Annotated in this window: 23 protein-coding genes and 1 riboswitch; of the genes, 9 read left to right on the top strand and 14 right to left on the bottom strand. The window is 67.4% G+C overall.

Features of this window, described 5'->3' with window-relative positions:
- Nucleotides 1-24 precede the first annotated feature (24 nt).
- Nucleotides 25-450, top strand: a complete 426-nt coding sequence (locus ACUVWL_RS16325) for an organic hydroperoxide resistance protein (RefSeq protein ID WP_004153735.1) — start codon at nucleotides 25-27, stop codon at nucleotides 448-450.
- A gap of 219 nt (nucleotides 451-669) precedes the next feature.
- On the opposite strand, the gene mmsB is transcribed toward ACUVWL_RS16325, so the two are convergent.
- From mmsB to ACUVWL_RS16350, 5 genes are read right to left on the bottom strand one after another with little or no spacing between them, the layout of a single operon-like run.
- Nucleotides 670-1,560, bottom strand: a complete 891-nt coding sequence (gene mmsB / locus ACUVWL_RS16330; RefSeq protein WP_005407687.1) for a 3-hydroxyisobutyrate dehydrogenase — start codon at nucleotides 1,558-1,560, stop codon at nucleotides 670-672.
- Nucleotides 1,557-2,732 (bottom strand): enoyl-CoA hydratase/isomerase family protein, encoded by a 1,176-nt coding sequence (locus ACUVWL_RS16335; protein WP_197605541.1) that lies wholly within the window; start codon nucleotides 2,730-2,732, stop codon nucleotides 1,557-1,559. The genes mmsB and ACUVWL_RS16335 overlap by 4 nt, the downstream gene beginning before the upstream one ends.
- On the bottom strand, nucleotides 2,729-3,526 hold the full coding sequence (locus tag ACUVWL_RS16340) for an enoyl-CoA hydratase (protein ID WP_005407685.1): 798 nt from the start codon (nucleotides 3,524-3,526) through the stop codon (nucleotides 2,729-2,731). The genes ACUVWL_RS16335 and ACUVWL_RS16340 overlap by 4 nt, the downstream gene beginning before the upstream one ends.
- A complete protein-coding gene (locus ACUVWL_RS16345; protein WP_014645592.1) occupies nucleotides 3,523-4,689 on the bottom strand; it encodes an acyl-CoA dehydrogenase family protein in 1,167 nt (388 codons plus the stop codon). The genes ACUVWL_RS16340 and ACUVWL_RS16345 overlap by 4 nt, the downstream gene beginning before the upstream one ends.
- A gap of 14 nt (nucleotides 4,690-4,703) precedes the next feature.
- Entirely contained in the window at nucleotides 4,704-6,209 is a 1,506-nt protein-coding gene (locus ACUVWL_RS16350) for a CoA-acylating methylmalonate-semialdehyde dehydrogenase (RefSeq protein ID WP_014645591.1), read from the bottom strand.
- 115 nt (nucleotides 6,210-6,324) lie between these two features.
- Here ACUVWL_RS16350 and ACUVWL_RS16355 point away from each other — a divergent pair, with 115 nt between their 5' ends.
- Nucleotides 6,325-7,692 carry a helix-turn-helix domain-containing protein gene (locus ACUVWL_RS16355; RefSeq protein WP_014645590.1) on the top strand — a complete coding sequence of 456 codons (1,368 nt, stop codon included), beginning with the start codon at nucleotides 6,325-6,327 and terminating at the stop codon, nucleotides 7,690-7,692.
- Between the two features lie 134 nt (nucleotides 7,693-7,826).
- Here the strand turns inward: ACUVWL_RS16355 and ACUVWL_RS16360 are convergent, their stop codons facing one another.
- Nucleotides 7,827-9,719, bottom strand: a complete 1,893-nt coding sequence (locus ACUVWL_RS16360; RefSeq protein WP_445978568.1) for a patatin-like phospholipase family protein — start codon at nucleotides 9,717-9,719, stop codon at nucleotides 7,827-7,829.
- A gap of 193 nt (nucleotides 9,720-9,912) precedes the next feature.
- On the opposite strand from ACUVWL_RS16360, the gene ACUVWL_RS16365 reads away from it, so the two are divergent.
- The 4 genes from ACUVWL_RS16365 (at nucleotide 9,913) to pncA (ending at nucleotide 14,329) form a co-directional block, all read left to right on the top strand.
- Nucleotides 9,913-10,962 (top strand): bifunctional nicotinamide-nucleotide adenylyltransferase/Nudix hydroxylase, encoded by a 1,050-nt coding sequence (locus tag ACUVWL_RS16365; protein ID WP_014645588.1) that lies wholly within the window; start codon nucleotides 9,913-9,915, stop codon nucleotides 10,960-10,962.
- A 64-nt stretch (nucleotides 10,963-11,026) separates the two neighbouring features.
- Nucleotides 11,027-12,436, top strand: a complete 1,410-nt coding sequence (locus ACUVWL_RS16370; RefSeq protein WP_329768280.1) for a nicotinate phosphoribosyltransferase — start codon at nucleotides 11,027-11,029, stop codon at nucleotides 12,434-12,436.
- A 133-nt stretch (nucleotides 12,437-12,569) separates the two neighbouring features.
- A riboswitch (cobalamin riboswitch) is annotated at nucleotides 12,570-12,799 on the top strand.
- Between the two features lie 161 nt (nucleotides 12,800-12,960).
- Nucleotides 12,961-13,647 carry an epoxyqueuosine reductase QueH gene (locus tag ACUVWL_RS16375; protein WP_080281917.1) on the top strand — a complete coding sequence of 229 codons (687 nt, stop codon included), beginning with the start codon at nucleotides 12,961-12,963 and terminating at the stop codon, nucleotides 13,645-13,647.
- A 55-nt stretch (nucleotides 13,648-13,702) separates the two neighbouring features.
- Nucleotides 13,703-14,329 carry a bifunctional nicotinamidase/pyrazinamidase gene (gene pncA / locus ACUVWL_RS16380; protein ID WP_014645585.1) on the top strand — a complete coding sequence of 209 codons (627 nt, stop codon included), beginning with the start codon at nucleotides 13,703-13,705 and terminating at the stop codon, nucleotides 14,327-14,329.
- Between the two features lie 133 nt (nucleotides 14,330-14,462).
- Here the strand turns inward: pncA and purU are convergent, their stop codons facing one another.
- Nucleotides 14,463-15,314 carry a formyltetrahydrofolate deformylase gene (gene purU, locus ACUVWL_RS16385; protein WP_005411937.1) on the bottom strand — a complete coding sequence of 284 codons (852 nt, stop codon included), beginning with the start codon at nucleotides 15,312-15,314 and terminating at the stop codon, nucleotides 14,463-14,465.
- A gap of 114 nt (nucleotides 15,315-15,428) precedes the next feature.
- Here purU and ACUVWL_RS16390 point away from each other — a divergent pair, with 114 nt between their 5' ends.
- On the top strand, nucleotides 15,429-16,340 hold the full coding sequence (locus ACUVWL_RS16390; protein ID WP_142235534.1) for a LysR family transcriptional regulator: 912 nt from the start codon (nucleotides 15,429-15,431) through the stop codon (nucleotides 16,338-16,340).
- A 3-nt stretch (nucleotides 16,341-16,343) separates the two neighbouring features.
- Here the strand turns inward: ACUVWL_RS16390 and ACUVWL_RS16395 are convergent, their stop codons facing one another.
- The 3 genes from ACUVWL_RS16395 to ACUVWL_RS16405 all read right to left on the bottom strand — a co-directional run bounded on the left by ACUVWL_RS16395 (nucleotide 16,344) and on the right by ACUVWL_RS16405 (nucleotide 18,850).
- Nucleotides 16,344-17,444, bottom strand: a complete 1,101-nt coding sequence (locus ACUVWL_RS16395) for an NADH:flavin oxidoreductase/NADH oxidase (protein ID WP_014645582.1) — start codon at nucleotides 17,442-17,444, stop codon at nucleotides 16,344-16,346.
- A gap of 141 nt (nucleotides 17,445-17,585) precedes the next feature.
- Complete coding sequence (locus tag ACUVWL_RS16400; protein ID WP_014645581.1) at nucleotides 17,586-18,392, bottom strand: NAD-dependent protein deacetylase; 807 nt, start codon at nucleotides 18,390-18,392, stop codon at nucleotides 17,586-17,588.
- 56 nt (nucleotides 18,393-18,448) lie between these two features.
- Nucleotides 18,449-18,850: an acyl-CoA thioesterase gene (locus ACUVWL_RS16405; RefSeq protein WP_004153688.1), complete on the bottom strand. Its 402-nt coding sequence runs from the start codon at nucleotides 18,848-18,850 to the stop codon at nucleotides 18,449-18,451.
- Nucleotides 18,851-19,002: 152 nt separating this feature from the next.
- Between ACUVWL_RS16405 and ACUVWL_RS16410 the strand changes: the two genes are divergently transcribed.
- A complete protein-coding gene (locus ACUVWL_RS16410; protein WP_032956621.1) occupies nucleotides 19,003-19,638 on the top strand; it encodes a LysE family translocator in 636 nt (211 codons plus the stop codon).
- A gap of 123 nt (nucleotides 19,639-19,761) precedes the next feature.
- Here ACUVWL_RS16410 and ACUVWL_RS16415 read toward each other — a convergent pair whose 3' ends face one another.
- Nucleotides 19,762-20,781 carry a ribonucleotide-diphosphate reductase subunit beta gene (locus tag ACUVWL_RS16415; RefSeq protein WP_005420683.1) on the bottom strand — a complete coding sequence of 340 codons (1,020 nt, stop codon included), beginning with the start codon at nucleotides 20,779-20,781 and terminating at the stop codon, nucleotides 19,762-19,764.
- Nucleotides 20,782-20,925: 144 nt separating this feature from the next.
- Nucleotides 20,926-23,328 carry a ribonucleoside-diphosphate reductase subunit alpha gene (locus tag ACUVWL_RS16420; RefSeq protein WP_014645579.1) on the bottom strand — a complete coding sequence of 801 codons (2,403 nt, stop codon included), beginning with the start codon at nucleotides 23,326-23,328 and terminating at the stop codon, nucleotides 20,926-20,928.
- 554 nt (nucleotides 23,329-23,882) lie between these two features.
- On the opposite strand from ACUVWL_RS16420, the gene ACUVWL_RS16425 reads away from it, so the two are divergent.
- Nucleotides 23,883-24,719: a DUF2884 family protein gene (locus ACUVWL_RS16425; RefSeq protein ID WP_032956617.1), complete on the top strand. Its 837-nt coding sequence runs from the start codon at nucleotides 23,883-23,885 to the stop codon at nucleotides 24,717-24,719.
- 100 nt (nucleotides 24,720-24,819) lie between these two features.
- Here the strand turns inward: ACUVWL_RS16425 and zapE are convergent, their stop codons facing one another.
- On the bottom strand, nucleotides 24,820-25,920 hold the full coding sequence (gene zapE / locus ACUVWL_RS16430; RefSeq protein ID WP_049441797.1) for a cell division protein ZapE: 1,101 nt from the start codon (nucleotides 25,918-25,920) through the stop codon (nucleotides 24,820-24,822).
- Nucleotides 25,917-26,588 (bottom strand): alpha/beta hydrolase, encoded by a 672-nt coding sequence (locus ACUVWL_RS16435; RefSeq protein WP_014645576.1) that lies wholly within the window; start codon nucleotides 26,586-26,588, stop codon nucleotides 25,917-25,919. The genes zapE and ACUVWL_RS16435 overlap by 4 nt, the downstream gene beginning before the upstream one ends.
- Nucleotides 26,589-26,624 lie beyond the last annotated feature (36 nt).

The raw sequence follows: 26,624 nt of genomic DNA on the forward strand, positions 1-26,624 counted from the left end.
CACCCACTGACCAGGAGCATCCCGATGTCCATCGAAAAGGTTCTGTATACCGCCCAGGCCACCTCCACCGGCGGCCGTGAAGGCCGTTCCGTCTCGTCCGACAACGTGCTGGACATCCAGCTGTCGACCCCGCGCGAGCTGGGTGGTGCCGGCGGCCCGGGCACCAACCCGGAACAGCTGTTCGCCGCTGGCTACTCGGCCTGCTTCTTGGGCGCGCTGAAGTTCGTGGCCGGCCAGGCCAAGGTCGCGCTGCCGGCCGACACCACCGTCACCGGCAAGGTCGGCATCGGCCAGATCCCGACCGGCTTCGGCATCGAGGCCGAGCTGACCATCAACGTGCCGGGCGTGCCGCGCGAGCAGGTGGAAGAACTGGTGCAGAAGGCGCACATCGTGTGCCCGTACTCCAACGCCACCCGCGGCAACATTGATGTAACGCTGATCGTTGCCTGATGCGGCGCCGGGGTCGGATCCCTTTGCCACCGGCAAAGGGCTCTGACCCCATCCCAGGCCCGCACGGCTATATGGGGTCAGAGCCCTTTCGCGTTGCGAAAGGGATCCGACCCCCAAAAAAATGGGCGGATGCCGGTCGAAACCGAACATCCGCCCATCCCACCTCCGTTGTCCCGCACGGGGGCATGAGGTTGCCGGCCAGCGGCCGGCACTACCAGGTCACTTCTCGCTCGTGATGAGCTGCACGACGCTGGAGAAATCCAGCTTGCCGCGGCCGGCCTGGTGGTTCATCGAGTAGAGATTGCGGGCCACTTCGCCCAGCGGAATCGAAGCGCCGACACTCATCGCCGCTTCCACCGCCAGGCCCATGTCCTTCAGCATCAGATCACTGCCGAAACCGCCGCTGTAGCCACGCGAGGCCGGCGCATTCTCCAGCACGCCCGGCCACGGGTTGCACACTTCGGTGGCCCAGCTGCGGCCGGTGCTGACCGCCATCATCTGCGACAGCACCTTGGGGTCCAGCCCGTGCGCCACGCCCAGTGCGATGGCTTCACCGGTCACCGCCATGATCACGCCCAGCGCCATGTTGTTGCACAGCTTGGCGACCTGGCCAGCGCCGCTGGCGCCGACGTGGAAGATGTTCTTGCCCATCGCCTGCAGCACCGGGCGTGCGCGTTCCAGCGCGTCTTCCTCGCCGCCGACGATGAAGGTCAGGGTGCCGGCCTGGGCGCCGGCGGTACCGCCGGACACCGGCGCGTCGATCATCTGCAGGCCACGCGCGGCGGCCGCTTCCGAGACCTTGCGGGCACTGGCCGGGGCGATCGTGCTGCAGTCGATGACCAGTGCACCGGCCGGGATCGCGGCAAGAATGCCGTCGTCGCCCAGGTACACGCCTTCGACATGACGGCTGGCCGGCAGCATCGAGATCACCACTTCGGCATCGGCCAGGGTGTCGCGCGCCGACGATGCAGCGCTGGCGCCGGCGTCGACAGCGGCCTGCACCGCGGCCGGAACCAGATCGAACACGCGCACGCTGTGGCCGTTCTTGACCAGATTGGCGGCCATCGGGCCACCCATGTTGCCCAACCCGATGAATGCAATGCGGCTCATGCAAGGCTCCTTTCAACAAGGGGAGTGCCCAGGTCGGCCAGCGGATGCGCGGCGTCGGCCCAGGGGGAAGCGAAGAAGGTGTCTGCCCACGCGCCAGTGGCCTCGGCCAGGGTGGCCGGGTTCCACTGCGGATTGCGGTCCTTGTCGACCAGCAGCGCGCGGATGCCTTCGGCGAAATCACCATGGGCGGCGCAATGCAGGGCGACGATGTACTCCAGGCGATAGATCGCGGCCAGGTCCTGGCCGGCACTGCGGCGCTGCAGTTCGTACGCCAACCGTGCCGAACCCGGTGCACCGGCAGCAAGGGTCTTCTGAGCCGCCTGCAACCAGGCGTCGTCGGTCTGCAGGCCGGCAATGCGCGCCACGATGGCTTCAAGGTCATCGCCTTCGCACAACGCATCGACCTGCGCCGCGTGGGCCAGCAGTGGACCGGTGGCGGCATCGCTGGCATGCGACTGCAGCAGATGGGTCAGGCGTTCGTGGTTGTGTGCGGTGTCATTGGACCAGGCCACCTGCAGCAGCGCATCGAACACCGCGCTGCGGCGTTCTTCGGCCACGTGCACGTCGGCCAGGCCGGCGTAGATGGCATCGCCCGGGTTGAGCAGTGCGCCGGTCAGGGCCAGGAACAGGCCACCGTTGCCCGGCACGCGCGACAGCAGCCAACTGCCACCGACATCGGGGAACAGGCCGACGGTGATTTCCGGGAAGGCCAGCTTGGAGCGTTCGCTGACCACACGGTGGCTGGCGCCGGACATCAGGCCGATGCCGCCGCCCATCACGATGCCGTGGCCCCAGCACAGGATCGGCTTGGTGTAGGTGTGGATGAGGTAATCGACGCGGTATTCGACGTCGAAGAACTCGGCGGCATAGGCGTTCTGGCGGATGTCGCTGTGGCCGGCCTCACGGAAGGCGACCATGGCCTTGTACAGGCTGTGCAGGTCGCCACCAGCACAGAACGCCTTTTCGCCGGCGCCCTGCAGCACCACCATGGCGATGCCATCGTCGTCGGCCCAGGCGTCGAGCTGCTTCAGCAGCAGGTGCGCCATCGGCAGCGAGAAACCGTTGAGCGTACGCGGCGCATTGAGCGTGGCGATGCCGATGCGCGTGCCGTTGCCAGCCACGCGCTCTTCGAACAGCACCGGTGCGTCGTCGGCAGCGGTATCCGTGCTCATGCGTTCTTCCACTGCGCGGCGCGCTTTTCCAGGAAGGCAGTCACGCCCTCGACCTGGTCGGCGGTGTCGAACAGGTCGACGAAGGCTTCGCGCTCGGCCACCAGCGCCGAGGCGTGGGTGCCGGTGCGGGTGGACTGCACCAGGGTCTTGCAGGCGGCGATGCTGGTCGGGCTCTGCTTGCCGGCCTTCTTCGCCCATTCCAGCGCCAGCGCCTTGGCTTCGCCCTTGCCGACCTTTTCTTCGGCCAGGCCAATGCGCAGCGCGGTCTCGGCATTGATGCGCTCACCCAGCAGGATCATGCGCTTGGCCCAGCCCTCGCCGACCAGGCGCGGCAGGTTCTGGGTACCGCCGGCACACGGCAGCAGGCCGACGGTGGCCTCCGGCAGCGCGACCTGGGCATGGTCTTCAATGATGCGCAGGTCGCAGGCCAGCGCGCACTCCAGGCCACCGCCCATGGCGTAGCCGTTGATAGCGGCGATCGACACGCCACGGAAACCGGACAGCGCTTCGAAGGCTTCACCGAAGCGGCGCGCGGCCTCACGTGCAGCGGCCTTGTCGCCGGAGGCGAACTGGTTGAGGTCGGCACCGGCGGAGAAGAATTTCTCGCCGTCACCGGTGATCACCAGCGCGTAGATGTCGCGGTCTGCGTTGAGCGCGCCGACCAGGTCGCGCAGCGCCGACAGGCTGTGCACGGTCCAGGTATGCGCCGGCGGGTTGTTCAGGGTGACCACGGCGGTGTGGCCATCCACCTCCACCTTCAGGCCCACGTGCTCCTGGGTACGCCAATCCTTCATCGCAGTTCCTCTTCGGTGTTGAGCAGGTGACGGGCAACGATCACCCGCATGATCTCGTTGGTGCCTTCCAGGATCTGGTGCACGCGGCAGTCACGCAGCAGGCGCTCGATCGGGTATTCGCGGATGTAGCCGTAGCCCCCGTGGATCTGCAGCGCTTCATTGCAGACGTTGAAACCGGCATCGGTGGCGAAGCGCTTGGCCATCGCGCACCACACGTTGGCATCGCTGGCACCGGCATCGAGCTTGCGTGCCGCGGTGTGCACCATCTGCCGTGCAGCCACCAGCTGGGTGACCATGTCGGCCAGCTTGAACTGCAGCGCCTGGAACTCGGCCAGCGCCTTGCCGAACTGGCGGCGCTCGCCCATGTAGCGGCGCGCAGCATCCAGTGCACCCTGTGCGGCACCCAGCGAGCAGGCGGCGATGTTGATGCGGCCGCCGTCCAGCCCCTTCATGGCCAGCTTGAAGCCGCCGCCTTCCTCTCCCAGAAGGTGGCTGACCGGCACGCGGACGTTCTCGAAGGTGATGCCACGGGTGGGCTGGCTGTTCCAGCCCATCTTCTCTTCCTTGCGGCCGAAGCTGATGCCCGGCAGGTCCGCCGGCACCGCAATGGCGCTGACACCGCCGGCACCGGCACCGCCGGTACGCGCCATCACCACCAGCAGCTCGGTGGCACCGGCGCCGGAAATGAAGGCCTTGGAGCCGTTCAGCACGTAGAAGTCGCCATCGCGCACGGCGGTGGTCTTCAGCGACGCCGCATCGGAACCCGCACCCGGTTCGGTCAGGCAGTACGAGGCCAGCTTGCTGCCCGAGGACAGGTCGGTGCCCCACGCATCGCGCAGGGCCGGCTGGCCCCACCTGGACACCATCCACGAGGCCATGTTGTGGATGCTGATGTACGCAGCGGTCGACGGATCGACGTTGGCGAGCTCCTCGATGACGACGGCGGCGTCCAGTCGGCTCAGGCCGCTGCCGCCCACTTCCGGGTCCATGTACAGACCGCAGAAGCCCAACTCACCGGCCTTGGCGATCGCCTCGCGCGGAAAGATGCCCTCCGCATCCCATCGCGCGGCGTGCGGCGCCAGTTCGGCCTGTGCGAAGTCGCGCGCCGCCTCGCGGTACGCCTGCTGCGCTTCTTCCAGTTCCGTCGTCATCGAGTGGCTCATGGCTGCTCCTGCCGTTACTTCAGGCTGATCGTGGTGTTGACGCCGTGGCTCAGCGTCTCGTCATCGAACCAGCGCGCGGTGACCGTCTTGGTCTGGGTGTAGAACAGCACCACCTGCTTGCCATACGGGCCCAGGTCACCCAGCTTGGAGGCGCGCGAACCGGTGAACGAGAACAGCGGCACCGGCACCGGGATCGGCACGTTGATGCCGACCTGGCCGACGTCGATGTCTTCCTGGAACTTGCGCGCGGCAGCGCCGGACTGGGTGAACAGTGCGGTGCCGTTGCCGTTCGGGTTGCTGTTGACCATCGCGATGGCCTCTTCCAGCGTTTCCGCTTCGAGGATGACCAGCACCGGCCCGAAGATTTCTTCCTGGTAGATGCGCATGTCGGTGGTGACACCGGCAAAGATGGTCGGGCCAACGAAGTTGCCCTTCTCGAAGCCATCGACCTGCGGCTTGCGGCCATCGAGCACCAGCTTGGCGCCCTGCTCCACGCCCGAGGCGATCAGGCCTTCCACGCGCTCGCGGGCGCTGCAGGAGATGACCGGGCCGACGTCGGTACCGGACACGGTGCCGGCGCTGACCTTCAGGGTCTGGGCCTTGGCCACCAGGTCCTGCACCCAGTTGCGCGCTTCACCGACCAGCACCAGCGTGGAAGCCGCCATGCAGCGCTGGCCAGCGGCACCGAAGGCGGCACCGACCATTGCGTTGAGGGTCTGTTCCTTGTTGGCGTCCGGCAGCACCACGGCGTGGTTCTTGGCGCCCATCATGCATTGCACGCGCTTGCCGGCCAGCGAGGCGCGGTTGTAGACGTGGGTGCCGACGCGGGTGGACCCGACGAACGACACGGCCTTGATGTCCGGGTGGTCGCAGATCGCGTTGACCACTTCTTCGCCGCCGTGGACGACGTTCAGCACGCCCTTGGGAATGCCGGCTTCCAGCGCCAGCTCGACCAGGCGCATGGTGACCATCGGGTCCTGCTCGGACGGCTTGAGGATGAAGGTGTTGCCCGTTGCAATCGCCATCGGGAACATCCACAGCGGAATCATCGCCGGGAAGTTGAACGGGGTGATGCCAGCGCACACGCCCAGCGGCTGCATGATCGTGTAGGTGTCCACGCCATTGGCCACGTTGTTGGCCAGCTCGCCCAGCTGCAGGTTGCCGATGGCGGCGGCGTGCTCGACCACTTCCAGGCCGCGGAACACATCACCTTCGGCGTCCGGCAGGGTCTTGCCCTGTTCGGCGGTGAGGATGTGGGCCAGCTCACTCATGTTTTCGCGGATCAGCTGCTGGTACTTCAGGAAGATGCGCGCGCGGGTGCCGATCGGGGTCTTGCGCCAGGTCTTGAAGGCTTCCTTGGCGGCGGCGACGGCGGCGTCCACTTCGCCGGTGGTGGCGAACGGCACCTGGGCCAGCACGTCCTGGGTGGCCGGATTGATCACGTCCTGCCAGTGGGAAGTGGCCGATTCAACGAACTGGCCATCGATCAGCATGCGGATACGGGGCGCTGCAACAGTCATGACGACAATCCCACAGGGTGCGAAAGATGCTTGGCATTATTCACAGCACCCGGCTCGATTTCCGGGCTGAATCCGCTTAATCTGGCCAACGCGCCCCAAGATTCCTGTTAATTCTGTGAATTATTCAGCTCCCCAGCGGCAACTCGGCCTGCGCCTGCTGCGGCTGCGCGAGCAGCGCGGCTACAGCCAGGCCGATCTGGCGCGTGCGCTGGGGCTGTCGGCCAGCTACCTGAACCAGATCGAGCGCAACAAGCGCCCACTGACACCGGCGGTGCAGAAGAAGCTGGGAGAGGTGCTGGGCGACGTTTCCTCGCTGTTCGATGACGATGAGCCCGCCGCCCTGCAGGAGGCGCTGGGCGAAACCCTGCGCGACCTGGGCCTGGCCGAGGTCAGCGCGACCGAACTGCGCGCCCTGGCCGGCAACCTGCCGCAGGTCAGCCGCGCGCTGTTGGACCTGCACCGTCGTCACCTGGCGCTGCGCGAGCACGCGGCCGCACTGGAGTTCCAGCTGGGCGAGCCCGGCGCCGGCAGCACCCTGCCCGCCGGTGACCAGGTGCGCGAGTTCTTCAACCGCATGCACAACCACATTCCCGAGCTGGACGAGCTGGCCGAGCAGCTGTTCGCCGAATGGGGGCTGTCGCCCGGGCATGTGGCACCGCGGCTGCGCCAGCTGCTGGCCGACCGCCATGGCGTGCTGGTGGAAGTGGCCGCACTGCAGGCCGGGCGCGAAAAGCGGCACTACGATGCCGGTGCGCGGCGGCTGTGGCTGCCCGATTACCTGGAGCCCGGACAGCAGGCGTTCCAGATGGCGGCCGAGCTGGCCCTGCACGGCTACCTGCCGCAGATCGATGCGGTGGTGGCGCGCGCCGGGTTCACCGATGAGGCACGCATCGCGCAGGCGCGGATCGGTCTCTCCAACTATTTCGCCGGTGCGCTGGTGATGCCGTACATGCGCTTCCTGCGTGCAGCCGAAACCAGCAGCTACGACATCGAACTGCTGGCGCACCAGTTCGGCGTCGGCTTCGAAGCGGTCTGCCACCGGCTGAGCACGCTGGCACGGCGCAGCGCGCCAGGCCTGCCGTTCTTCTTCATCCGCGTGGATCGGGCGGGCAACGTCTCAAAGCGCCATTCGGCCACCGATTTCCACTTCTCGCAGGTGGGTGGATCGTGCCCGCTGTGGATCGTCTACGAGGCGTTCAACCAACCCGGGCGCATCCTCACCCAGACCGCGCGCATGCCCGATGGCCGCCGTCATTTCTGGCTGGCGCGGCAGGTCAGCAGTGGCCCGGTCGGCCATGGCCAACCGCGCAAGACCTTCGCGGTGGCGCTGGGCTGCGACCTGCAGCATGCCGAACGCCTGGTGTATTCACTGGGGCTGGATGTGCAGAGCCCGGGCAATTCGGTATCGATCGGCCCGGGGTGCCGGGTGTGCCCGCGCGAGGACTGCATGCAGCGCGCGTTCGCGCAGTTGCCGGGGCGATAGGGCGGGTTTGGCAGGGCCGCGCCCTGCACCCGTGGTAGCGCCGGCCGCTGGCCGGCAACAGCAGCAACCACTGCGGGGTCAGATCCGTTTTCCTGCGGAAACGGATCTGACCCCGATTCGAACGCAGGATCGGGTCAGTAGATCGGCGTGACCTTCATCTGCGGAAGCGGACGCGGTGCACCGTCGGTGAGGTCGGGGCCGAGGTCCTCCCAGGTGCGGCCCTGCTCGACCATCAAGCCCCACAACTGCTGCGAGGCCAGCCGTTTGTCTTCCGAGCCCAGCTTGTACGACGGTGGCGTCGGCTGACCGCTGGCGACCATCGCGTACGCCGCGCGGTAGGCCAGCACCTGCTGCGCCGGATCATCGGTGCGCGCCACTTCCAGCGTGTAGCGCTGGTAGGCCGAGGCCAGGTTGCGCCAGCGGATCCAGTAGTGGTTCTCGAACGAGAACGAACAGAAGCGCGCACCGGCCAGGCTGCCCTTGTCGGCGATGCGGGAGAGTACCTCCTGCGGCATGTCCAGGTTCATGCCGCCTTCGTCGCCCTGCAGGCTGACGTGCACGATGCGGTCGCGATAACCCGGTGCGCGCGCCTGCAGCAGGTCGCGCCAGTTCTGCATGGTCGCCACCACCGCGAACAGGAAACGACCCAGCTCGGCTGCGGCCAGTGGCGTGGCGATGGACTGGTAATGCCGTTGCCAGCCGTGGCGGTTTTCGGTGGGCAGGAACACCGCATGTTCCAGCGCCTGGCGGCCGCCGCTGCCCTGGCTCACCGCTTCGGCGTGCTGTGGATAGACCAGGTTGATGGCGAAGGTCGGCCAGCGCGGCAGGGCGGCATCGAACAGATGGATCGGGAAGTTGCTGCTGATGCCGCCATCGGAGAACCAGCAGATGCGGAAGGCGGTGATCACCGGGCCGCAGGTCTGCCCGGCACTGGTCAGCCCTTCCATGCTGTCGGCAACGTTGTGCTCCTGGTCGGCCGCAGGGGCGGTCGGTTCGCAGCGTCGTTCGCGGCGTGAGGGTTCATGCAGCGGCACCGCGCTGATCAGCAGCGGGAAGCTCAGGCTCATGCGCGTGGCCACCAGCACCGGCAGCTTCGGGCCCTGCGGCAGGTGGTAATACTGCCGCCCGTCCACCTCCAGCGGCGGGCCGGCCTGGCTCACCAGCCACTGCACCACGCTGGCGGGAAACAGCTGCTCGAACTCCTCGCGCAGGAACCAGAACTGCGCACCGCCCAGTGGCAGCGTGCGCGGCTCGTTGTGTGAGATGCAGGTGGTGATCATCTGCAGGCTGATCGCATGCGGGCTGTCCGGCTCACCGGCGTAGCGCGGCGCATCGTGCAGGTCGGCGAAGGTCAACGGTGCATCCAGCGGCTTGCCCGACAGCTGCTGCAGGCATTCATGCAACCACTCGGTCAGCGCCGGCGTGCGTGGATCGCGGCTGAGGCCGCTGCACAGGCCCAGCAGGTTGCGACGCGCCACCCGCGCGACCCGCAGCGCGGCACCGGCCACACCCGCACCGTAGGCGCACAACAGTGATGGCAGCAGCGTGGCGGCCACGCCGCTCCAGCCACCGCCCCACCAGCCCAGGCCGAGCAGCAGCGCCAGCGACACCAGCACTTCCAGCGGCGCGATCTCGAATACCGCAACGGCCAGGCACAGCAGTTTGTGCGGCAGGCGGGCATTGCCGGTCAGCACCACCAGCAGCCGATAGGCCGCGCGCGCGCCGCGCGCCGGCTGGAACAGGCTGTAGATGAAGCCGCGCCGCGACAGCTGTGCCGACACCGCCGACAGCCCGCCATAGCCTGCATCGCCGGGCAGCTGCTCGCCGGCCTGCTGGCGGCGATCGCCGCAGGCCGCTGCAGCCGCCACCGCTGCCGCAATGGCGCCGGCTGAAGTGCCGCCGATGCTCTTGAAGCGATACTCGCGGGCCAGCGCCAGTACCGCATTGGGGTACACGATGCCGCTGGTGATGCCGCCTTTCATGACCAGATCGCAGTACTTGTCCGCCACTGTCTTGCCCCCGAGCATGCCGTCCGCCGCGTGGGTTGCAGTATGGCGCAGCGGCTTCTCAGGGCCTGAGAACAACGGCGCAGTCCGCGCACGCAATGCGCCGTTCAGCAGAAAGCACGGCTGCAGGCTTGACCCGCCCCGCCATCGGCGTAGCATCTGCAGCAAGCCAAGGGACAGACCCGCGGCTGCCACAACGACATGAGGGATTCTCATGGAATTCGACTATCTCGTCTTCATCGGGCGATTCGAGCCCTTCCACAACGGCCACGCCGCCGTTGCCCGCCTGGCCCTGAGCCGGGCCCGCAAGCTGATCTTCCTGGTCGGCTCTGCCGATACCCCCCGCAGCCTGCGCAATCCCTGGACCGTGGCCGAACGCGCCGTGATGATCCAGGCGGCCCTCGACGGCCACACCGACCGTCTGCTGATCCGCCCGCTGCGTGACCACCTGTACAACGAAGCACAGTGGATCGCCAACGTGCAGCGCCAGGTGGCTGACGCCCTGCGCAACGACGGTGCCGCCGCCGATGCCAGGGTAGGCCTGATCGGCATGGACAAGGATGCGTCCAGCTACTACCTGCGCGAGTTCCCGCAGTGGCCGCTGGTGGACGTGCAGCACACCGCCACCCTGTCGGCCACCGAGCTGCGGCGCTACCTGTTCGAGGCCGGCGACGTCGACTTCCACGGCGCGCTGCTGATGCTGCGTGGCAATGTGCCGGCGCCGGTGTACGACATGCTCGAAGCGTTCCGCAAGAGTGCGCCTGCGTATGGCCAGCTGGTGGCCGAGTACCGCTTCATCGAACAGTACAAGGCCGCGTGGAAGGATGCGCCCTACGCGCCCACCTTCGTCACCACCGATGCGGTGGTGGTGCATTCGGGCCACGTGCTGCTGGTGCGTCGCCGCTCGGAACCCGGCAAGGGGCTGTGGGCATTGCCCGGCGGCTTCGTCGGCCAGGAACAGAGCCTGCTCGACAGCTGCCTGCGCGAACTGCGCGAGGAAACCCGGCTGAAGATTCCGTTGCCGGTGTTGAAGGGGTCGCTGAAGGGCCAGCAGGTGTTCGACCACCCGGACCGCAGCCAGCGTGGCCGCACCATCACCCACGGTTTCCACTTCGAGTTTCCGGCCGGCGAGCTGCCGCCGGTGCGCGGTGGCGACGATGCCGACAAGGCACGCTGGATACCGGTGAGTGAGGCCCTGGACATGGGCCCGCAGCTGTTCGAAGACCACCTGCACATCCTGGAGTACTTCCTCGGCCGCGGCTGACCGGCCCGGCTTTCCCACTGGCGGATAGACCGCCGGTGCCACCCGACGCGAAGGAGCTTCCGTCATGCACTACCTCGATAATCTTCTCCTCAACACCGACAGCTACAAGGCCAGCCATTGGCTGCAGTACCCGCCGGGTACCGATGCCACGTTCTTCTACGTCGAATCACGTGGCGGCCTGCACGATCGCACGGTGTTCTTCGGCCTGCAGGCGATCCTCAAGGACGCGCTGGCACGGCCGGTCACCCACGCCGACATCGACGACGCTGCTGCGGTGTTCGCCGCGCATGGCGAACCGTTCAACGAGGCCGGCTGGCGCGATATCGTCGACCGGCTTGGCGGCCACCTGCCGGTGCGCATCCGCGCCGTGCCCGAGGGCAGCGTGGTGCCTACCCACCAGGCGCTGATGACCATCGAATCGACTGATCCGGCAGCGTTCTGGGTGCCGTCGTACCTGGAAACGCTGCTGCTGCGGGTGTGGTATCCAGTCACCGTGGCCACCATCAGCTGGCACGCACGGCAGACCATCGCCGCGTTCCTGCAGCAGACCAGCGACGATCCGCAGGGGCAGCTGCCGTTCAAGCTGCACGACTTCGGCGCGCGCGGTGTATCGAGCCTGGAATCGGCCGCGCTGGGCGGTGCCGCACACCTGGTCAACTTCCTCGGCACCGATACCGTATCGGCGCTGTGCCTGGCGCGCGCGCACTATCACGCGCCGATGGCCGGCTATTCGATTCCCGCCGCCGAGCACAGCACCATCACCAGCTGGGGCCGCGAGCGCGAGGTGGACGCCTACCGCAACATGCTGCGCCAGTTCGGCACGCCCGGTGCGATCGTGGCGGTGGTATCGGACAGCTATGACATCTACCGCGCCATCAGTGAGCACTGGGGTACCACCCTGCGCGATGACGTGATCGCCTCGGGCGCCACCCTGGTCATCCGCCCCGACTCGGGCGACCCGGTGGAGGTGGTTGCCGAAAGCCTGCGCCGGCTGGATGAAGCGTTCGGCCACAGCCTCAACGGCAAGGGCTACCGCGTGCTCAACCACGTGCGGGTGATCCAGGGCGACGGCATCAATCCGGACACCATCCGGGCGATCCTGCAGCGCATCACCAACGACGGCTACGCCGCCGACAACGTGGCCTTCGGCATGGGCGGTGCGCTGCTGCAGCGGCTGGACCGCGATACGCAGAAGTTCGCACTGAAGTGCTCGGCGGCGAGGGTCGAGGGTGAGTGGATCGACGTCTACAAGGATCCGGTCACCGACGCCGGCAAGGCCAGCAAGCGTGGCCGCATGCGCCTGCTGCGCCGCCTGGACGATGGCAGCCTGCACACGGTGCCGCTGCCGGCCAACGGCGACGACACCCTGCCGGACGGCTTCGAGGACGCAATGGTGACCGTGTGGGAGAACGGCCGCCTGCTGCACGACCAGCGGCTGGACGACATCCGCACGCGGGCGGCCGTGGGGCATTGAAGGTGCATCCCGACCGGGGTCAGAGCCCGCTGCGTGGCAGCGGGATCCGACCCCTTCCTTCCGCTGGGGCCGGATCCCGTTGCAGCGTAGCGGGTTCTGACCCCTGCGCTCTTGACCGGCGCCACCAACAGGTCCACCTTGCACACGCCGAAGGTATCCCTCCCATCGCTGCGGCGCGGGGAGGGATTTAAACGGGAATCCGGTGAAGCCGCCTCGCGCGTCCATTCCGGAGCTGCCCCGCAGCGGTGAATGGAAACGAATCCTGCCAACAGCACTGGGCTCGCGCCTGGGAAGCGGCGGGTAGTAGGTGGGCTGCGGCCCGTGTCCATCAGCCCGAATACCGGCCCCGGCCGGGGGACACGACCGTCCCCTGACTCGACCTGGAATCTCCGCGGGGAGGTTGCCGGGGCCGTCGTCGTCCTGCGCGTGCAGGCGGTGTGGCCGCGCGCGTCCTGTTCACGGTATCCGGCCAGACCCGTTCACCCACGCGCTGATGCATGGGCCACCGCCGTTGCCGGCGGTCCATGCGGTACCTGACGATGACCGAGCTCCAACGCCCCACCCTGACCCTGCCCGCCGACGGCAAGCGCCTGCTGCTGCATTCGTGCTGCGCGCCCTGTTCCGGCGAAGTGATGGAGGCGATCACCGCCTCCGGGATCGACTACGCGATCTTCTTCTACAACCCCAACATCCACCCGGTGAAGGAGTACGAGCTGCGCAAGCAGGAGAACATCCGCTTCGCCGAGCAGCACGGCATTCCCTTCATCGACTGCGACTACGACACCGACAACTGGTTCAGCCGTGCGCGCGGCATGGAAAACGAACCCGAACGCGGTATCCGCTGCACGATGTGCTTCGACATGCGTTTCGAGCGCACCGCGCTGTATGCGCACGAGCACGGCTACGACACCATCAGTTCGTCGCTGGGCATCTCGCGCTGGAAGAACATGGCGCAGATCAACGACTGCGGGATCCGTGCGGCGTCGCGCTATGAAGGCCTGCAGTACTGGGACTACAACTGGCGCAAAGGCGGCGGCGCCAGCCGCATGATCGAGATCAGCAAGCGCGAGCAGTTCTACCAGCAGGAATACTGCGGCTGCGTGTACTCGCTTCGCGATGCCAACCGCCATCGCCGCGAGAATGGCCGCGAGCGGATCAGGATCGGCCTGCTGTACTACGGGCAGGACGCTGGGACGCCACAGGGCGATTGACGTGCAGGCATGGGGCGGCCACGCTGGTCGCCCCTTCTGTTGTAGCGGACCTGCCATGACCGCCCTGCCCGCCGATGTCGCCCTGCTGGTGATCGACCTGCAGCCGGACTTCATGCCCGGTGGCGCCTTGGCCTGCGACCAGGGCGATGCGCTGGTGGCACCGATCGCCGATCTGTTGGCGCAGCGCCGCTACCGCACCGTGGTGGCGACCCAGGACTGGCACCCGGCCGACCATGCCTCGTTCGCCAGCCAGCACCCCGGCCAACGCCCCTTCGAGACCATCCTGCTGCACGCGCAGCCGCAGACGCTGTGGCCGGACCACTGCGTGCAGGGCAGCGCCGGTGCCGCGCTGCACCCGGGCGTGGACTGGACCGTGGCCGACCTGATCCTGCGCAAGGGCACGCGCCAACAGGTGGATTCGTACAGCGCCTTCCGCGAGAACCATGGCCCCGATGGCGAACGCCCGGCCACCGGCCTGGCCGGCTGGCTGCACGAACGCCGCATCCGCGAAGTGCACGTGTGCGGCCTGGCCCGCGACTACTGCGTGCTGTGGAGCGCGCAGGATGCGGTGAAGTCCGGCTTCCGGGTGAAGTTCCTGTGGGACCTGACCCGGCCGGTGACCGAAGCCAACGACGCGATGGTGCGCGATGCGCTGGGCAAGGCGGGGATCGCGACCGCCTGACCCACAACGGTAGTGCCGGCCGCTGGCCGGCAACCTCGGGATCTCTGCAGTTGCCGGCCAGCGGCCGGCACTACCGGATCACATCCGTGGGTAGCGCCGGGCCATGCCCGGCGGACCTGGAAGGGGCAGCGCGTTACCGGAATACCACCGTGCGATGCCCGTTGAGCAGGATGCGGTGCTCCACATGGCGGCGCACGGCGCGTGCCAGCACCAGCGATTCGGTATCGCTGCCCAGCCGCACCAGCTCGCGCGGCGCCATGGCGTGATCCACGCGGGCCACGTCCTGTTCGATGATCGGTCCTTCGTCCAGATCCTCGGTGACGTAGTGCGCGGTGGCGCCGATGATCTTGACCCCGCGCGCGTGCGCCTGGTGGTACGGCTGCGCGCCCTTGAAGCTGGGCAGGAAGCTGTGGTGGATGTTGATCGCACGCCCGGCCAGCGCGCGGCACAGCGTGGGTGACAGGATCTGCATGTAGCGCGCCAGCACCACCAGGTCGATGCGCTCGCGCTCGACCAGGTCGATGATCTGCTGTTCCTGCACCGCACGCGTATCGGCGGTCACCGGCAGGTGGTGGAACGGTACCTGGTAGGACGCGGCCAATGGCGCGAAGTCGGCGTGGTTGGAGGCCACCGCGGCAATATCGACCTTCAGCTGGCCGCTGTGGGCGCGGAACAGCAGGTCGTTGAGGCAGTGCCCCTGCTTGCTGACCAGCACCAGCAGGCGTGCCCGGCGGCGGCCATCATGCAGCTGCCAGTCCATGCCGAAGCCTTCGGCAAGCGTGGCCATCGCGGCGTGCACGGTCTCCAGCGGCAGGCCGGCGTCACGGTCGAAATGCACGCGCAGGAAGAAGCGGCCGCTTTCCTCATCGCCGAACTGCTGGGCGTCGAGGATGTTGCAGCCGTGGTCGAACAGCAGGCCGGACACGCGGTAGACGATGCCGGTACGGTCGGGGCAGGACAGGGTGAGGATGGAATCGGGGCGCATCGCCACAGTGTAGGGCAGCTTCCTGCCCAGCAGCCGGATGATCACCGATGCAACCGAACCGCTTGGTTCAGTCCCAAGCGATACTTGGCCATCACCGTGGCAAGCTGGTCGGTCATGAACCTGTTGCAACTGATCCGCAGCTTCACCCGCACCGCAGAGACCGGCAGCATTGCCGCCGCGGCCCGCATCCTTGGCATCAGCGCCACCGCAGTCGGCCAGAACATCAACCGGCTGGAAGCGCATCTGGGCGTACGGCTGCTGAACCGGAGTACGCGCCAGCTGGCGCTCAGCGAGGCCGGCGCGCTGTACCTGGCGCAGGTCCGCCACATCGAGGCCGACCTGGCGCGCGCGCAGGCGATGGTCACCTCCGGTGATATCGAACCGGCCGGGCCGCTGCGCATCGCCAGCAGCAGCGCGTTCGGCCGCCACGTGCTGGCCCCGTTGCTGCCGTCACTGCAGCAACGCTACCCGCAGCTGCAGCTGGAACTGCGGCTGACCGACCGCGCCGTGCAGCATGGTCCAGAGGCGGTGGATGCCAGCATCCGCATCGGCGCGCAGCTGGAAGACGGCGTGGTCGCACGGCAGCTGGCACGCGTACCGTTCGTGTTCTGCGCCTCGCCGGCCTACCTGAAGGCCCATGGCACCCCGCAGGAACCATCGGATCTGGGCAGCCATCGCGGGCTGCTGCACCGCTTCCCCACCGATGGCCGGCCGTTGCGCTGGGGCCTGCTGAAGGACGGCCAGCGTGTGGACGCCGCGCTACCGCCGAGCATGGTCTGCGATGACATCGATGCGCTGGCGTCGCTGGCGGCGGCCGGTGCCGGCATCACGCGGTTGGCTGCGTTCGTGGCCGAGCCCTACCTGCGCGATGGACGCCTGCAGGCCGTGTTCGGCGCCGACAGCACGTGGCGTCCGGAGCCGATGGAGGTCTATTTCTGCGTCAGCGATCGCCGCGACTTCACCGCCAAGATCCGCGCGCTGTTCGAGCACCTGCGGGCCGGCATGGCGCCGGCCTGGCGGGTGTGAGCCTCAGCGCGCCTTGAACACGCCGCGCGCATCGCGCGGCTCGCAGCGCAGGTACTGCGGCGCCGGTTCCACGCTGTCGCGCAATGCGGCGGCGGCATGCCACGGCCAGCGCGGGTCGTAGAGGATGCCGCGCGCCAGGGCCACGGCATCGGCGTGGCGATGGCGCAGGATCGATTCGGCCTGCTCCGGTTCGGTGATCATGCCCACGGCGATCACCGGCATGCGCACCTTGGCCTTGATCGCCGCCGCGAACGGCACCTGGTAACCGGGGCCGACGGTGATCTTCTGGCGCTCGTCCAGGCCGCCACTGGAGACATGCAGGAAATTGCAGCCGCGCGCGTCCAGCACCTGGGCCAGTGCTTCGCTCTGCACCAGGTCCCAGCCACCCTCGACCCAGTCGCTGGCGGAAATGCGCACGCCCACGGCGACCTTGTCGGACACCGCCGCGCGTACCGCGTCGAACACTTCCACCAGCAGGCGCAGGCGGTTCGGCAGCGACCCACCGTAACCATCGGTGCGGCGGTTGCTCAGCGGCGACAGGAACTGGTGCAGCAGGTAACCGTGCGCGGCATGCAGCTCGATCAGCTCGAAGCCCAGGCGCTCGGCGCGCACCGCACTGGCAGCGAAGGCGGCGATGACCTCGGCGATGCCGGCTTCGTCCAGTTCCTGCGGTGCCGGATCGGCGGCATGGAACGGCAGCGGCGACGGCGCCACGGTGGCCCAGCCACGCGCATCGCCGGCCGGCAACTGGCCACCCCCGTCCCACGGGCGGGCGGTGGATGCCTTGCGGCCGGCATGGCCCAGCTGGATGCCCAGCGGCATCGGCGACCAGCGGCGGACGCTGGCCAGCACCTGTGCCAGCGCGGCCTCGGTGCCGTCATCCCACAGGCCCAGGTCGGCCCAGCTGATGCGGCCGCGCGGCTCGACCGCGGTGGCTTCCAGGATCAACAGGCCGGCGCCGGACTGCGCCAGGTTGCCCAGGTGCATGGCGTGCCAGTCGCTGGCGCGGCCGTCTTCGGCGGAGTACTGGCACATCGGCGCGATGACGATGCGGTTGGACAGGGTCAGGGGGCCGAACGAGATCGGCGAAAACAGCTGGCTCAAGGGGGTGATGAACGACGTAGGGGGTGTGTATTGCACCGCTGCGCGGCTTCTGGATCAACCGTCTGGATGGATCGCTGTTTCGCAGCCGATCATGCCGCCGAGCGCCGAACAGCCCCTTGTAGAGCCGAGCCGACGCTCGGCTCAGCCCGCCACCCAACCGGACAAGGCTTCAGCGCAGTCCCGCTCATCCTTGAACAACAGCAGGTCGTCGGCACGGGTGCGGCCGCGGTTCAGCGCCGCCACCGGCAATCCTGCCTTCGCCGCCGCCTGCACGAAGCGGAAGCCGGAATAGACCATCAGTGACGAGCCCACCACCAGCACCGCATCGGCCTGCTGCAGATGATCGTGCACCGCCGCCACCCGCTCGCGCGGCACGTTCTCGCCGAAGAACACCACGTCCGGCTTCAGCACGCCGCCGCAGTGCGGGCAATCGGGCACCACGAATGTGGAGAAATCGGTCTCCAGGTCGGCATCACCGTCGGGGGCGATGCCGGCCTCCAGCGCGTCCCAGCCGGGATTGGCGTCCAGCAGCCGCTGCTGGAAATCCTCGCGGCCACTGCGGCGCTCGCAGCCCATGCAGCGCACCAGATCCAGGCGGCCATGCAGGTCGATCACGTTGCGGCTGCCGGCGCGCTGGTGCAGGCCGTCCACGTTCTGGGTCAACAGCACCTGCAGCTTGCCGCGGCTTTCCAGGGCGGCCAGGGCCTGGTGGGTGCCGTTGGGCCGGGCCAGGCCGAAGCGCGGCCAGCCCAGCAGGCTGCGCGCCCAGTAACGCTGGCGGGTGGTCGCCTCGCCCATGAAGGCCTGGTAGGTCACCGGCGGCGTGCGTTTCCACTGGCCGTCGGCGTCCCGGTAATCGGGTATGCCCGAGGCGGTGCTGCAACCCGCGCCGGTCAGCACGAACAGGCGCTCGGCGCGGTCGATGAAGTCGGTCAGTGGCGGGGTCATGGCTGCCAGATGGGGGCGCCGCAGCGCCCCCGCAAGCACCGGTTCAGCCGCTGGTCTCAGGCGGCCGGCAGCGGCGGCACCGCGATCGGGTGGCCTTCCTCGTCCAGCGCGATCATCACGAAGTGGCCGCGGGTGCACAGCTTGCGCTCGCCGCTGTGCAGGTCCTCGGCGACCAGTTCCACCTCGACCTTCATCGAGCTGCGGCCGACTTCGACGATGCGGCCGATGGTTTCCACCATCTGGCCGATGCGGATCGGCAGCTTGAAGTCGACCTGGTCGCTGCGCGCGGTCACCACGGTGCGGCGCGAATAGCGGGCGGCGGCCAGGAACGCGGCCTTGTCCATCCATGCCAATGCCTGGCCACCGAACAGGGTGCCCAGGTGGTTGGTGTGGTTGGGGAAGACGATTTCAGCCATGCGCACTTCGGTGGGCGGCACGGTCTCGGGGATCGGGGTCATGGGGGTGCTTCGGTGTGGGGTGCTGCGGATTCTAAGCGACCGGCGTGATGGCCATCGGCATGCACGTGCAACAGGCACCCGGCAGCGGTGCCTGCGCAGGCCGCGCCTGCGGCAGGCGTTACACTGCGCCACGCCCACTGCCAGGACTGCCCATGCCCGCCACTTCCGACCTGCTGGCCTTTGCGCTGGTTTCGCTGGCCATGGTGCTCACGCCCGGGCCGAACATGATCTACGTCATCTCGCGCTCGATCTGCCAGGGGCCGATGGCTGGCCTGATCTCGCTGGGCGGGGTGGCGCTGGGCTTTGTGTTCTACATGCTGTGTGCGGCACTGGGCATCACCGCCCTGCTGATGACCGTGCCGTTCGCCTACGACGCGCTGCGCATCGGCGGCGCGCTGTACCTGCTGTACCTGGCCTGGCAGGCGCTCAGGCCCGGCGGCCGTTCGCCGTTCGCGGTGCGCGACCTGCCGCAGGACAGCCCGCGCAAGCTGTTCACGATGGGCTTCCTGACCAATCTGCTGAACCCGAAGGTGGCGGTGATGTACCTGTCGCTGCTGCCGCAGTTCCTGCACCCGGACGGCGAAGGCAGCGTGCTGATGCAGTCGATCGTGCTGGGCTCCACCCAGATCCTGGTCAGCGTCAGCGTGAACGGCATGATCGCGCTGACCGCCGGCAGCATCGCCGGCTTCCTGGCCGCGCGCCCCACCTGGCAGATGGTGCAGCGCTGGCTGATGGGCACGGTGCTGGCCGGGCTGGCGGTGCGCATGGCGGTGGAAGGGCGGCGCTGATTGTAGAGTCGAGCCATGCTCGACTTTCTTGCGAACAGCAGTCGAGCATGGCTCGACGCTACGGAAACAAGAAACCCCGGCATTGGCCGGGGTTCTTCGTTGCGGCAGGCCTGGCCGGTTCGATCAGAAGTTCATGTCGAAGGCGACTTCGCCCTGAACGCCGACCTGGTAGGCCGAGACGCGGCGTTCGAAGAAGTTGGTCAGCTCCTGCACGTCCTGCAGTTCCATGAACGGCAGCGGGTTGCGCACGTTGTACTTCTTTTCCATGCCCAGCTTGGCGAAGTGCTGGTCGGCGCAGTGCTGCAGGTACTGGCGCATGTCGCGGGTCGAGATGCCGGCCACGCCACCGGACAGCACGTCCTCGGCGAACTGCACTTCGCATTCGATGGCTTCGGCCAGCATGTCGTAGACCTGCTGCTTCATCTCGTCGTCGAACAGGTCCGGCTCTTCCTCACGCACCACGCGCACCGACTCGAACGCAAACTCCATGTGCGCGCTCTCGTCGCGGAACACCCAGTTGGTGCCCGAGGCCAGGCCCGGCAGCAGGCCGCGCGAACGGAAGTAGTACACGTAGGCGAACGCAGCGAAGAAGAACAGGCCTTCGATGCAGGCGGCAAAGCAGATCTGGTTGAGCAGGAACTGGCGGCGCTGTTCGCGGGTCTCGATACGGGTCAGGTCCTGGATCGAGTCGATCCACTTGAAGCAGAAATCGGCCTTCTTCTTGATCGAGTCGATGTTCTCCACCGCCGAGAACGCCTTGGCGCGCTCTTCCGGATCCGGCAGGTAGTTGTCCAGCAGGGTCAGGTAGAACTGCACGTGCAGTGCTTCCTCATACAGCTGGCGCGACAGGTACATGCGCGCTTCGGGCGCATTCAAGTGCTGGTACAGGTTCAGCACCAGGTTGTTGGACACGATCGAATCGCCGGTGGCGAAGAACGCGACCAGGCGGTGGATCAGGTGGCGCTCACCCGGCGACATCTTGCTGTGCAGGTCGGTGATGTCGATCTGGAAGTTGATCTCTTCCACCGTCCAGGTGTTCTTGATCGCATTCCGGTACATGTCATAGAACTGCGGGTAGCGCATCGGGCGCAGGGTCAGTTCGAAACCGGGATCGAGCAGCATCTGCTTGGGCTTGTCGGCCATGGGTGTTTCCTTGAATTCCTGGGTGAGCCGCCGGGCGTGGCCCGGCGCTACCGTGGGTGTTTTTCCGCAGCCGGGCATGGCTCGGCTCTACAGGTGCGAGGTGTTCGAGTGCCGACCAACGGTCGGCACCCACCGCGCGGTGTCTTACTGGCAGGCCTCGCAGGCTTCCGGGTTTTCCAGCGAGCAGGCGATGGCTTCGTCCGGGCTGAACACCTTGGCCGGGGCCGCAGCGCTGACCGTGGTCTTGGCGATCTTGGTGGCCGGGCGCGAACGCAGGTAGTAGGTGGTCTTGATGCCCTGCTTCCAGGCGTACATGTACATGGAGGACATCGCGCCGATGTTCGGGCTTTCCATGAACAGGTTGAGCGAGGCCGACTGGTCGATGAAGGCGCCACGCTCGGCGGCCATGTCGATCAGCGAACGCATCGGCAGTTCCCACGCGGTGCGGTAGACCTCGCGCAGCGTTTCCGGAATCTGTGCCACGCCGGCGATGGAGCCTTCGGCCAGCTTGATGGCATCGCGCATGTCGGCGGTCCACAGGCCCAGCTTCTTCAACTCGTTGACCAGGTAGCGGTTGACCTGCAGGAAGTCACCGGACAGGGTCTCGCGCTTGAACAGGTTGGACACCTGCGGCTCGACGCACTCGTAGCAGCCGGCGATCGAGGCGATGGTCGCGGTCGGGGCGATCGCGATCATCAGCGAGTTGCGCAGGCCGTGCTCCTTGATGCGGGCGCGCAGGGCATCCCAGCGCGCGGTGTCTTCCGGCACCACGTTCCAGGCGTCGAACTGCAGTTCGCCACCGGCGGCACGGGTGTCGTTGAACGACGGGTGCTTGCCACGTTCCTGGGCCAGCTCGCAGGAGGTTTCCAGCGCGTGGAAGTAGATCGCTTCGGCAATCTTCTTCGACAGGGCGCGGGCTTCGGCGCTGTCGAACGGCAGGCGCTTGCGGAAGAACACGTCCTGCAGGCCCATGCAGCCCAGGCCGACCGGACGCCAGCGCAGGTTGGCGCGGCGGGCGGTTTCGATCGGGTAGAAGTTCAGGTCGATGACGCGGTCGAGCTGGCGCACGGCCAGGCGAACGGTCTCGGCCAGCTTCTCGAAGTCGAACTCGTTGTGCTCGTCGAAGTGGTTGCCCAGGTTGATCGAACCCAGGTTGCACACGGCGGTTTCATCGTTGGAAGTGACTTCCAGGATTTCGGTGCACAGGTTGGACAGGTGGATCACGTTGCCCGGGCGCAGGGTCTGGTTGCTGGCGCGGTTGCACTTGTCCTTGAAGGTCATCCAGCCGTTGCCGGTCTCGGCCAGCGTACGCATCATGCGGGCATACAGCTTGCGCGCGGAGATGGTGCGGTTGGCCTTGCCCTGGGCTTCGGCCTGCAGGTAGGCCTGCTCGAAGGCTTCGCCGAACAGGTCGGTGAACTCCGGCACGACGCGCGGATCGAACAGCGACCATTCCTGGTCGGCTTCGACGCGCTTCATGAACAAGTCCGGCACCCAGTTGGCCAGGTTCAGGTTGTGCGCACGACGGGCTTCGTCACCGGTGTTGTCGCGCAGCTCGAGGAAGTCCTCGATGTCGGCGTGCCAGGTTTCCAGGTACACGCAGGCCGCGCCCTTGCGCTTGCCGCCCTGGTTCACTGCGGCCACCGACGAATCCATGGTCTTCAGCCACGGCACGATGCCGTTGGAATGGCCGTTGGTCGACTTGATCAGCGAACCACGCGAACGCACGCGGGTGTAGCTGACGCCGATGCCGCCGGAGAACTTCGACAGCTGGGCGATGTCGCCGTACTTGGAATAGATCGATTCCAGCGAGTCCTGCGGCGAGTCCAGCAGGAAGCACGAGGACAGCTGCTCGTGGGTGGTGCCGGAATTGAACAGGGTCGGGCTGGACGGCAGGTAGTCCAGGTTGCCCATGCGCTTGTACAGCGCCAGGGTCTCGGACACGTCCTCGCTCAGCGCGCTGGCGATGCGCAGGAAGAACTGCTGCGGGGTCTCGATCACCTTGCGGGTGTGCGGGTGGCGCAGCAGGTAACGGTCGTACAGGGTCCGCAGGCCGAAGTAATCGAAGTTCAGGTCCAGCGAGATGTCGATGGCATCGTTGAGCTTGCGTGCGTTGGTCTGCACGAAGTTCAGCAGGCGGTCGTTGATCAGGCCGACTTCATGGCCACGGCTGACCGACTGCGAGAAGGCGTAGATTTCCTGGCCCGAGACTTCCTTGGCGATGTAGTTGGCCAGCAGGCGCGCGGCGAGACGGCCGTACTCGGGCTCTTCACCGATCAGCAGGGCGGCGGTGCGGATGGACAGTTCGTCCAGCTCGCGGGTGGTGGCACCGTTGTACAGGCCGGAAATGGTGCGGGTGGCCACGCGCATCGGATCCACGGCGTGCAGGCCTTCGGAGGAACGCTGCACCGCACGCACGATCTTGTTCAGGTCCACCAGTTCGGTGGTCCCATTGCGCTTGGTCACACTCATCGCGTTGGCCGTCGGCGGCGACGTCAACAGGAATTCGCTTTCCTTCTCGATGGTGGCGCTGGATTCGGTGCTCACGGCGTGTGTCCTCTTGGCGTGATTTGGGGGTGCTCGATGCATCGGGTGACGCGGCCCGGGACATGACAGCCCAGGATGGCAGGACGGCGTCGCAGGGGATGAGACCCTGCGCCTGCCACTGCCGTTGACGATCGCGGATGGGTACCCCGGGGCAACCCCTGGAATGGGGGTTGCTGCGACCGACGGCCACAAGATAGTGGGGGTAATGGGGTCCGTCAACGCCAAATGTAGTGAAATTCGGCAATCCCTTGCGCCGCAAGGATCGTGCCATCGGCGCCCTGATCAGACGCTTCAGACCTGCCGGAACGGGCTGCGCAGTCAAGTCCGAAAGGCGTCATTGCGGTGGCACAACGCACCGCGAAAACGGAACAATGACAGCTTCACATGACAGTGATGAAACTGGCTAGGGACAACCCTGTGGATAGGTGGTGGGCAGCCGGTGGGAAAGCCGGTATGGCCGGACGAATCGCCATCGCGCAGTGACTTTCGGCGGGTGACGGCGCCTGCCGAACGCGGGATGCTGGGGTCCTGCAATGACCGGAAAGGATTCCACCATGCGCCTGTCAGCACCCGCCTTGGCCCTGCTGGCTGCTGTGGTCACCGTACCTGCAATTGCCGCTGACACCCCGAAGCTGCGCGCGGACCAGTGCGGTATCCACACCGACTATGACGTGCTGGTGGACAGCGGTGGCATCTGGCTGCGGCATGGCCCGCAGGCACCGCACGAGGTGGTGTTCCACGATGGCGTGCTGAGCCTGGACGACACGGTCGTGCCGGTCAGCGAGGCCGACGCGGCCCGCCTTCGGCAGATGGAGGCCGGGGCACGGCAGCTGATGCCGGCCGCCACGGCGCTGGCCCATGAAGTGAGCGGACTGAGCTTCGACGTGCTCGACGGGGTCTATGAAAGCCTCACCGGTACCGCCAACAGCCGCAAGGTCCGGCGCCTGCGCCGGCAGGCCGATGACTGGATCGGCGGCACGCTGGGCAAGGGCTACTGGGAACAGGCTGTGTTCGGGCCAGGCTTCGAGGCCAAGGTGCAGGACATGGCCGAGTCGCTGTCCGCCTCCATCGCCCGCAGCATGCTGTGGCAGATCTTCACCGGACGCAGCGATGCGATGGAGGCACGCGCCGACCGTCTGGACGCGCAGATGGAACAGCAGCTGGAAGGCCGCGCCGAACGCATCGAGGCCCAAGCACAGTCGCTGTGCCCGCTGGTGCAGTCGCTGGCCGACACCCATGACGCGCTGGAAGTGCGCTACCAAGGCCAACCGCTGCGGCTGCTGGAGCGCAGCGAGAGCGTTCGGGTGGAGCACGGCGATGGCTCGGGCCTGCAGGTGTCGGCCGGGCCGGATGAGCGGCCGCGTGGGAATGCGGTGGCGCCTTCCCGATAGCTGCGCGGCGCTGCTGTAGAGCCGAGCCCATGCTCGGCTCCCTTTCGGCACATCATCCAGAAGCAGCCGAGCGTGGGCTCGGCTCTACAGTAAACCGCCCTCACGCCCGGTGCGGGGTACCCAGGTACTCGGCGCTCTGCATCTCGATCAGGCGCGAGGCGGTGCGTTCGAACGCGCCCTGCAGGCGCTGGCCGGTGTACAGCTCGATCGGCGAGGTGCTGGCGGTGCAGACCAGGTTGACGTGGCGGTCGTACAGCTCGTCGATCAGGTTGACGAAGCGGCGCGCGGCATCCTCATTCAAGCGGTCGAAGGCGGGAATGCCGCCCAGCAGCACCGTGTTGAACTCGTGCGCGATCTCGATGTAATCCGAGGGTCCGCGCGGGCCTTCGCACAGCGCGGCGAAATCGAACCAGGCAATGCTCTTGCCGCGGCCACGCACCGGGATCTTGCGGCCCTCGATCTCGATGTTGCCGGGCTTGGCCGGCTGGCCGCCGCTCAGCTCGTTCCAGCGCGTGGCCAGCCAGTCGTCGCTGTCGGCCGCCAGCGGTGCGCGGTATACCGGCGAGCGGGTCAGCGCGCGCATCCGGTAATCCTCGGTACCTTCGGCGTACAGCTCGACGCAGAAGCGCTGCAGCAGGCCGATGGCCGGCAGGAAGCTCTCGCGCTGCAGGCCGTTGAGGTACAGGTTCTCCACTGCGGTGTTGGAGGTGGTGACCAGGGTCACGCCCTCGGCGAACAGGCGCTCGAGCAGCCGCGCCAGCAGCATCGCATCGCCGATGTCGGTGACGAAGAACTCGTCCAGCACCAGCACGCGCAGGTTGCTGCGCCATTCCTGGGCGATCTTCGCCAGCGGGTCGCTCTGGCCCTGGTGCTCGCGCAGGCGCTCATGGACGCTGCGCATGAAGCGGTGGAAATGGGTGCGGTACTTCTGCTTGATCGGCAGCCCGTCGTAGAACAGGTCGACCAGGAAGGTCTTGCCACGGCCGACGCCGCCCCAGAAGTACAGGCCCTTGATCGGCTCGGGCTTCTTCCAGAACGAAGACAGGCGGTCCAGCCAGCCATCCTCGGCACTGTCCAGCAGGCCCAGGTGGATGCGGTCCAGCTCGGCCAGCGCCGCATGCTGGGCCGGATCGTTCTGCCAGTCGCCACGGGCAACCCCTTCCGCATACCGCTGCGACGGGGTCAGCTCGGGTGCACTCATGCCGCCGCGCCCAGCCAGTGCTTGACGCCGTGGGTCAGCGCGCCGCGCAGGTCGATCAGCTTGCGGTGGAAGAAGTGGCTGGTCTCGGGCATGCGTACCAGCTCATGCGGGGCGTCCAGCGTGTCCAGCCACTGGTAGACGGCCTGCGGGTCGACGATCTCGTCCTGCTCGCCCTGGATCACCAGCCAGCGCGCCGGCGGCGCGATGCCGTCGAAATCCCAGCGACCGGCCGGCGGCGCGATCGAGATCAGCGCTTCCGGCTGCAGCGTGGCGGCGGCCTTCAGCGACACGAACGCACCGAAGCTGAAACCGGCCAGCCACAGGCGGTCGTCCGGGCGCTGGCTGCGCACCCAGGCCGCGACGGCCTTCAGGTCATCCTGCTCGCCCACGCCGCCATCGAAGGTGCCAGCCGAACCACCCACGCTGCGGAAGTTGAAGCGCACCGTGGCGATGCCCAGCTCGCGCAGGGTGGAGGCGGTCATGGTGACCACCTTGTTGTGCAGGGTGCCACCTTCGGTGGACAGCGGATGGCAGACGATGGCCACGATCGGCTGCACCGGCACATCGGCCTTGGGCAGGTCGACGACCACTTCCAGCGGGCCGGCCGGGCCGTCCAGTTCGAGGCAGGCGGTTTCGCCGGGGGCGACGGGGAACAAGGGCTTGTGCATGGCACCATGATACCGTCCCCCGCCCCTGCCCTGTGC

It is taken from the genome of Stenotrophomonas muris (assembly GCF_052751275.1).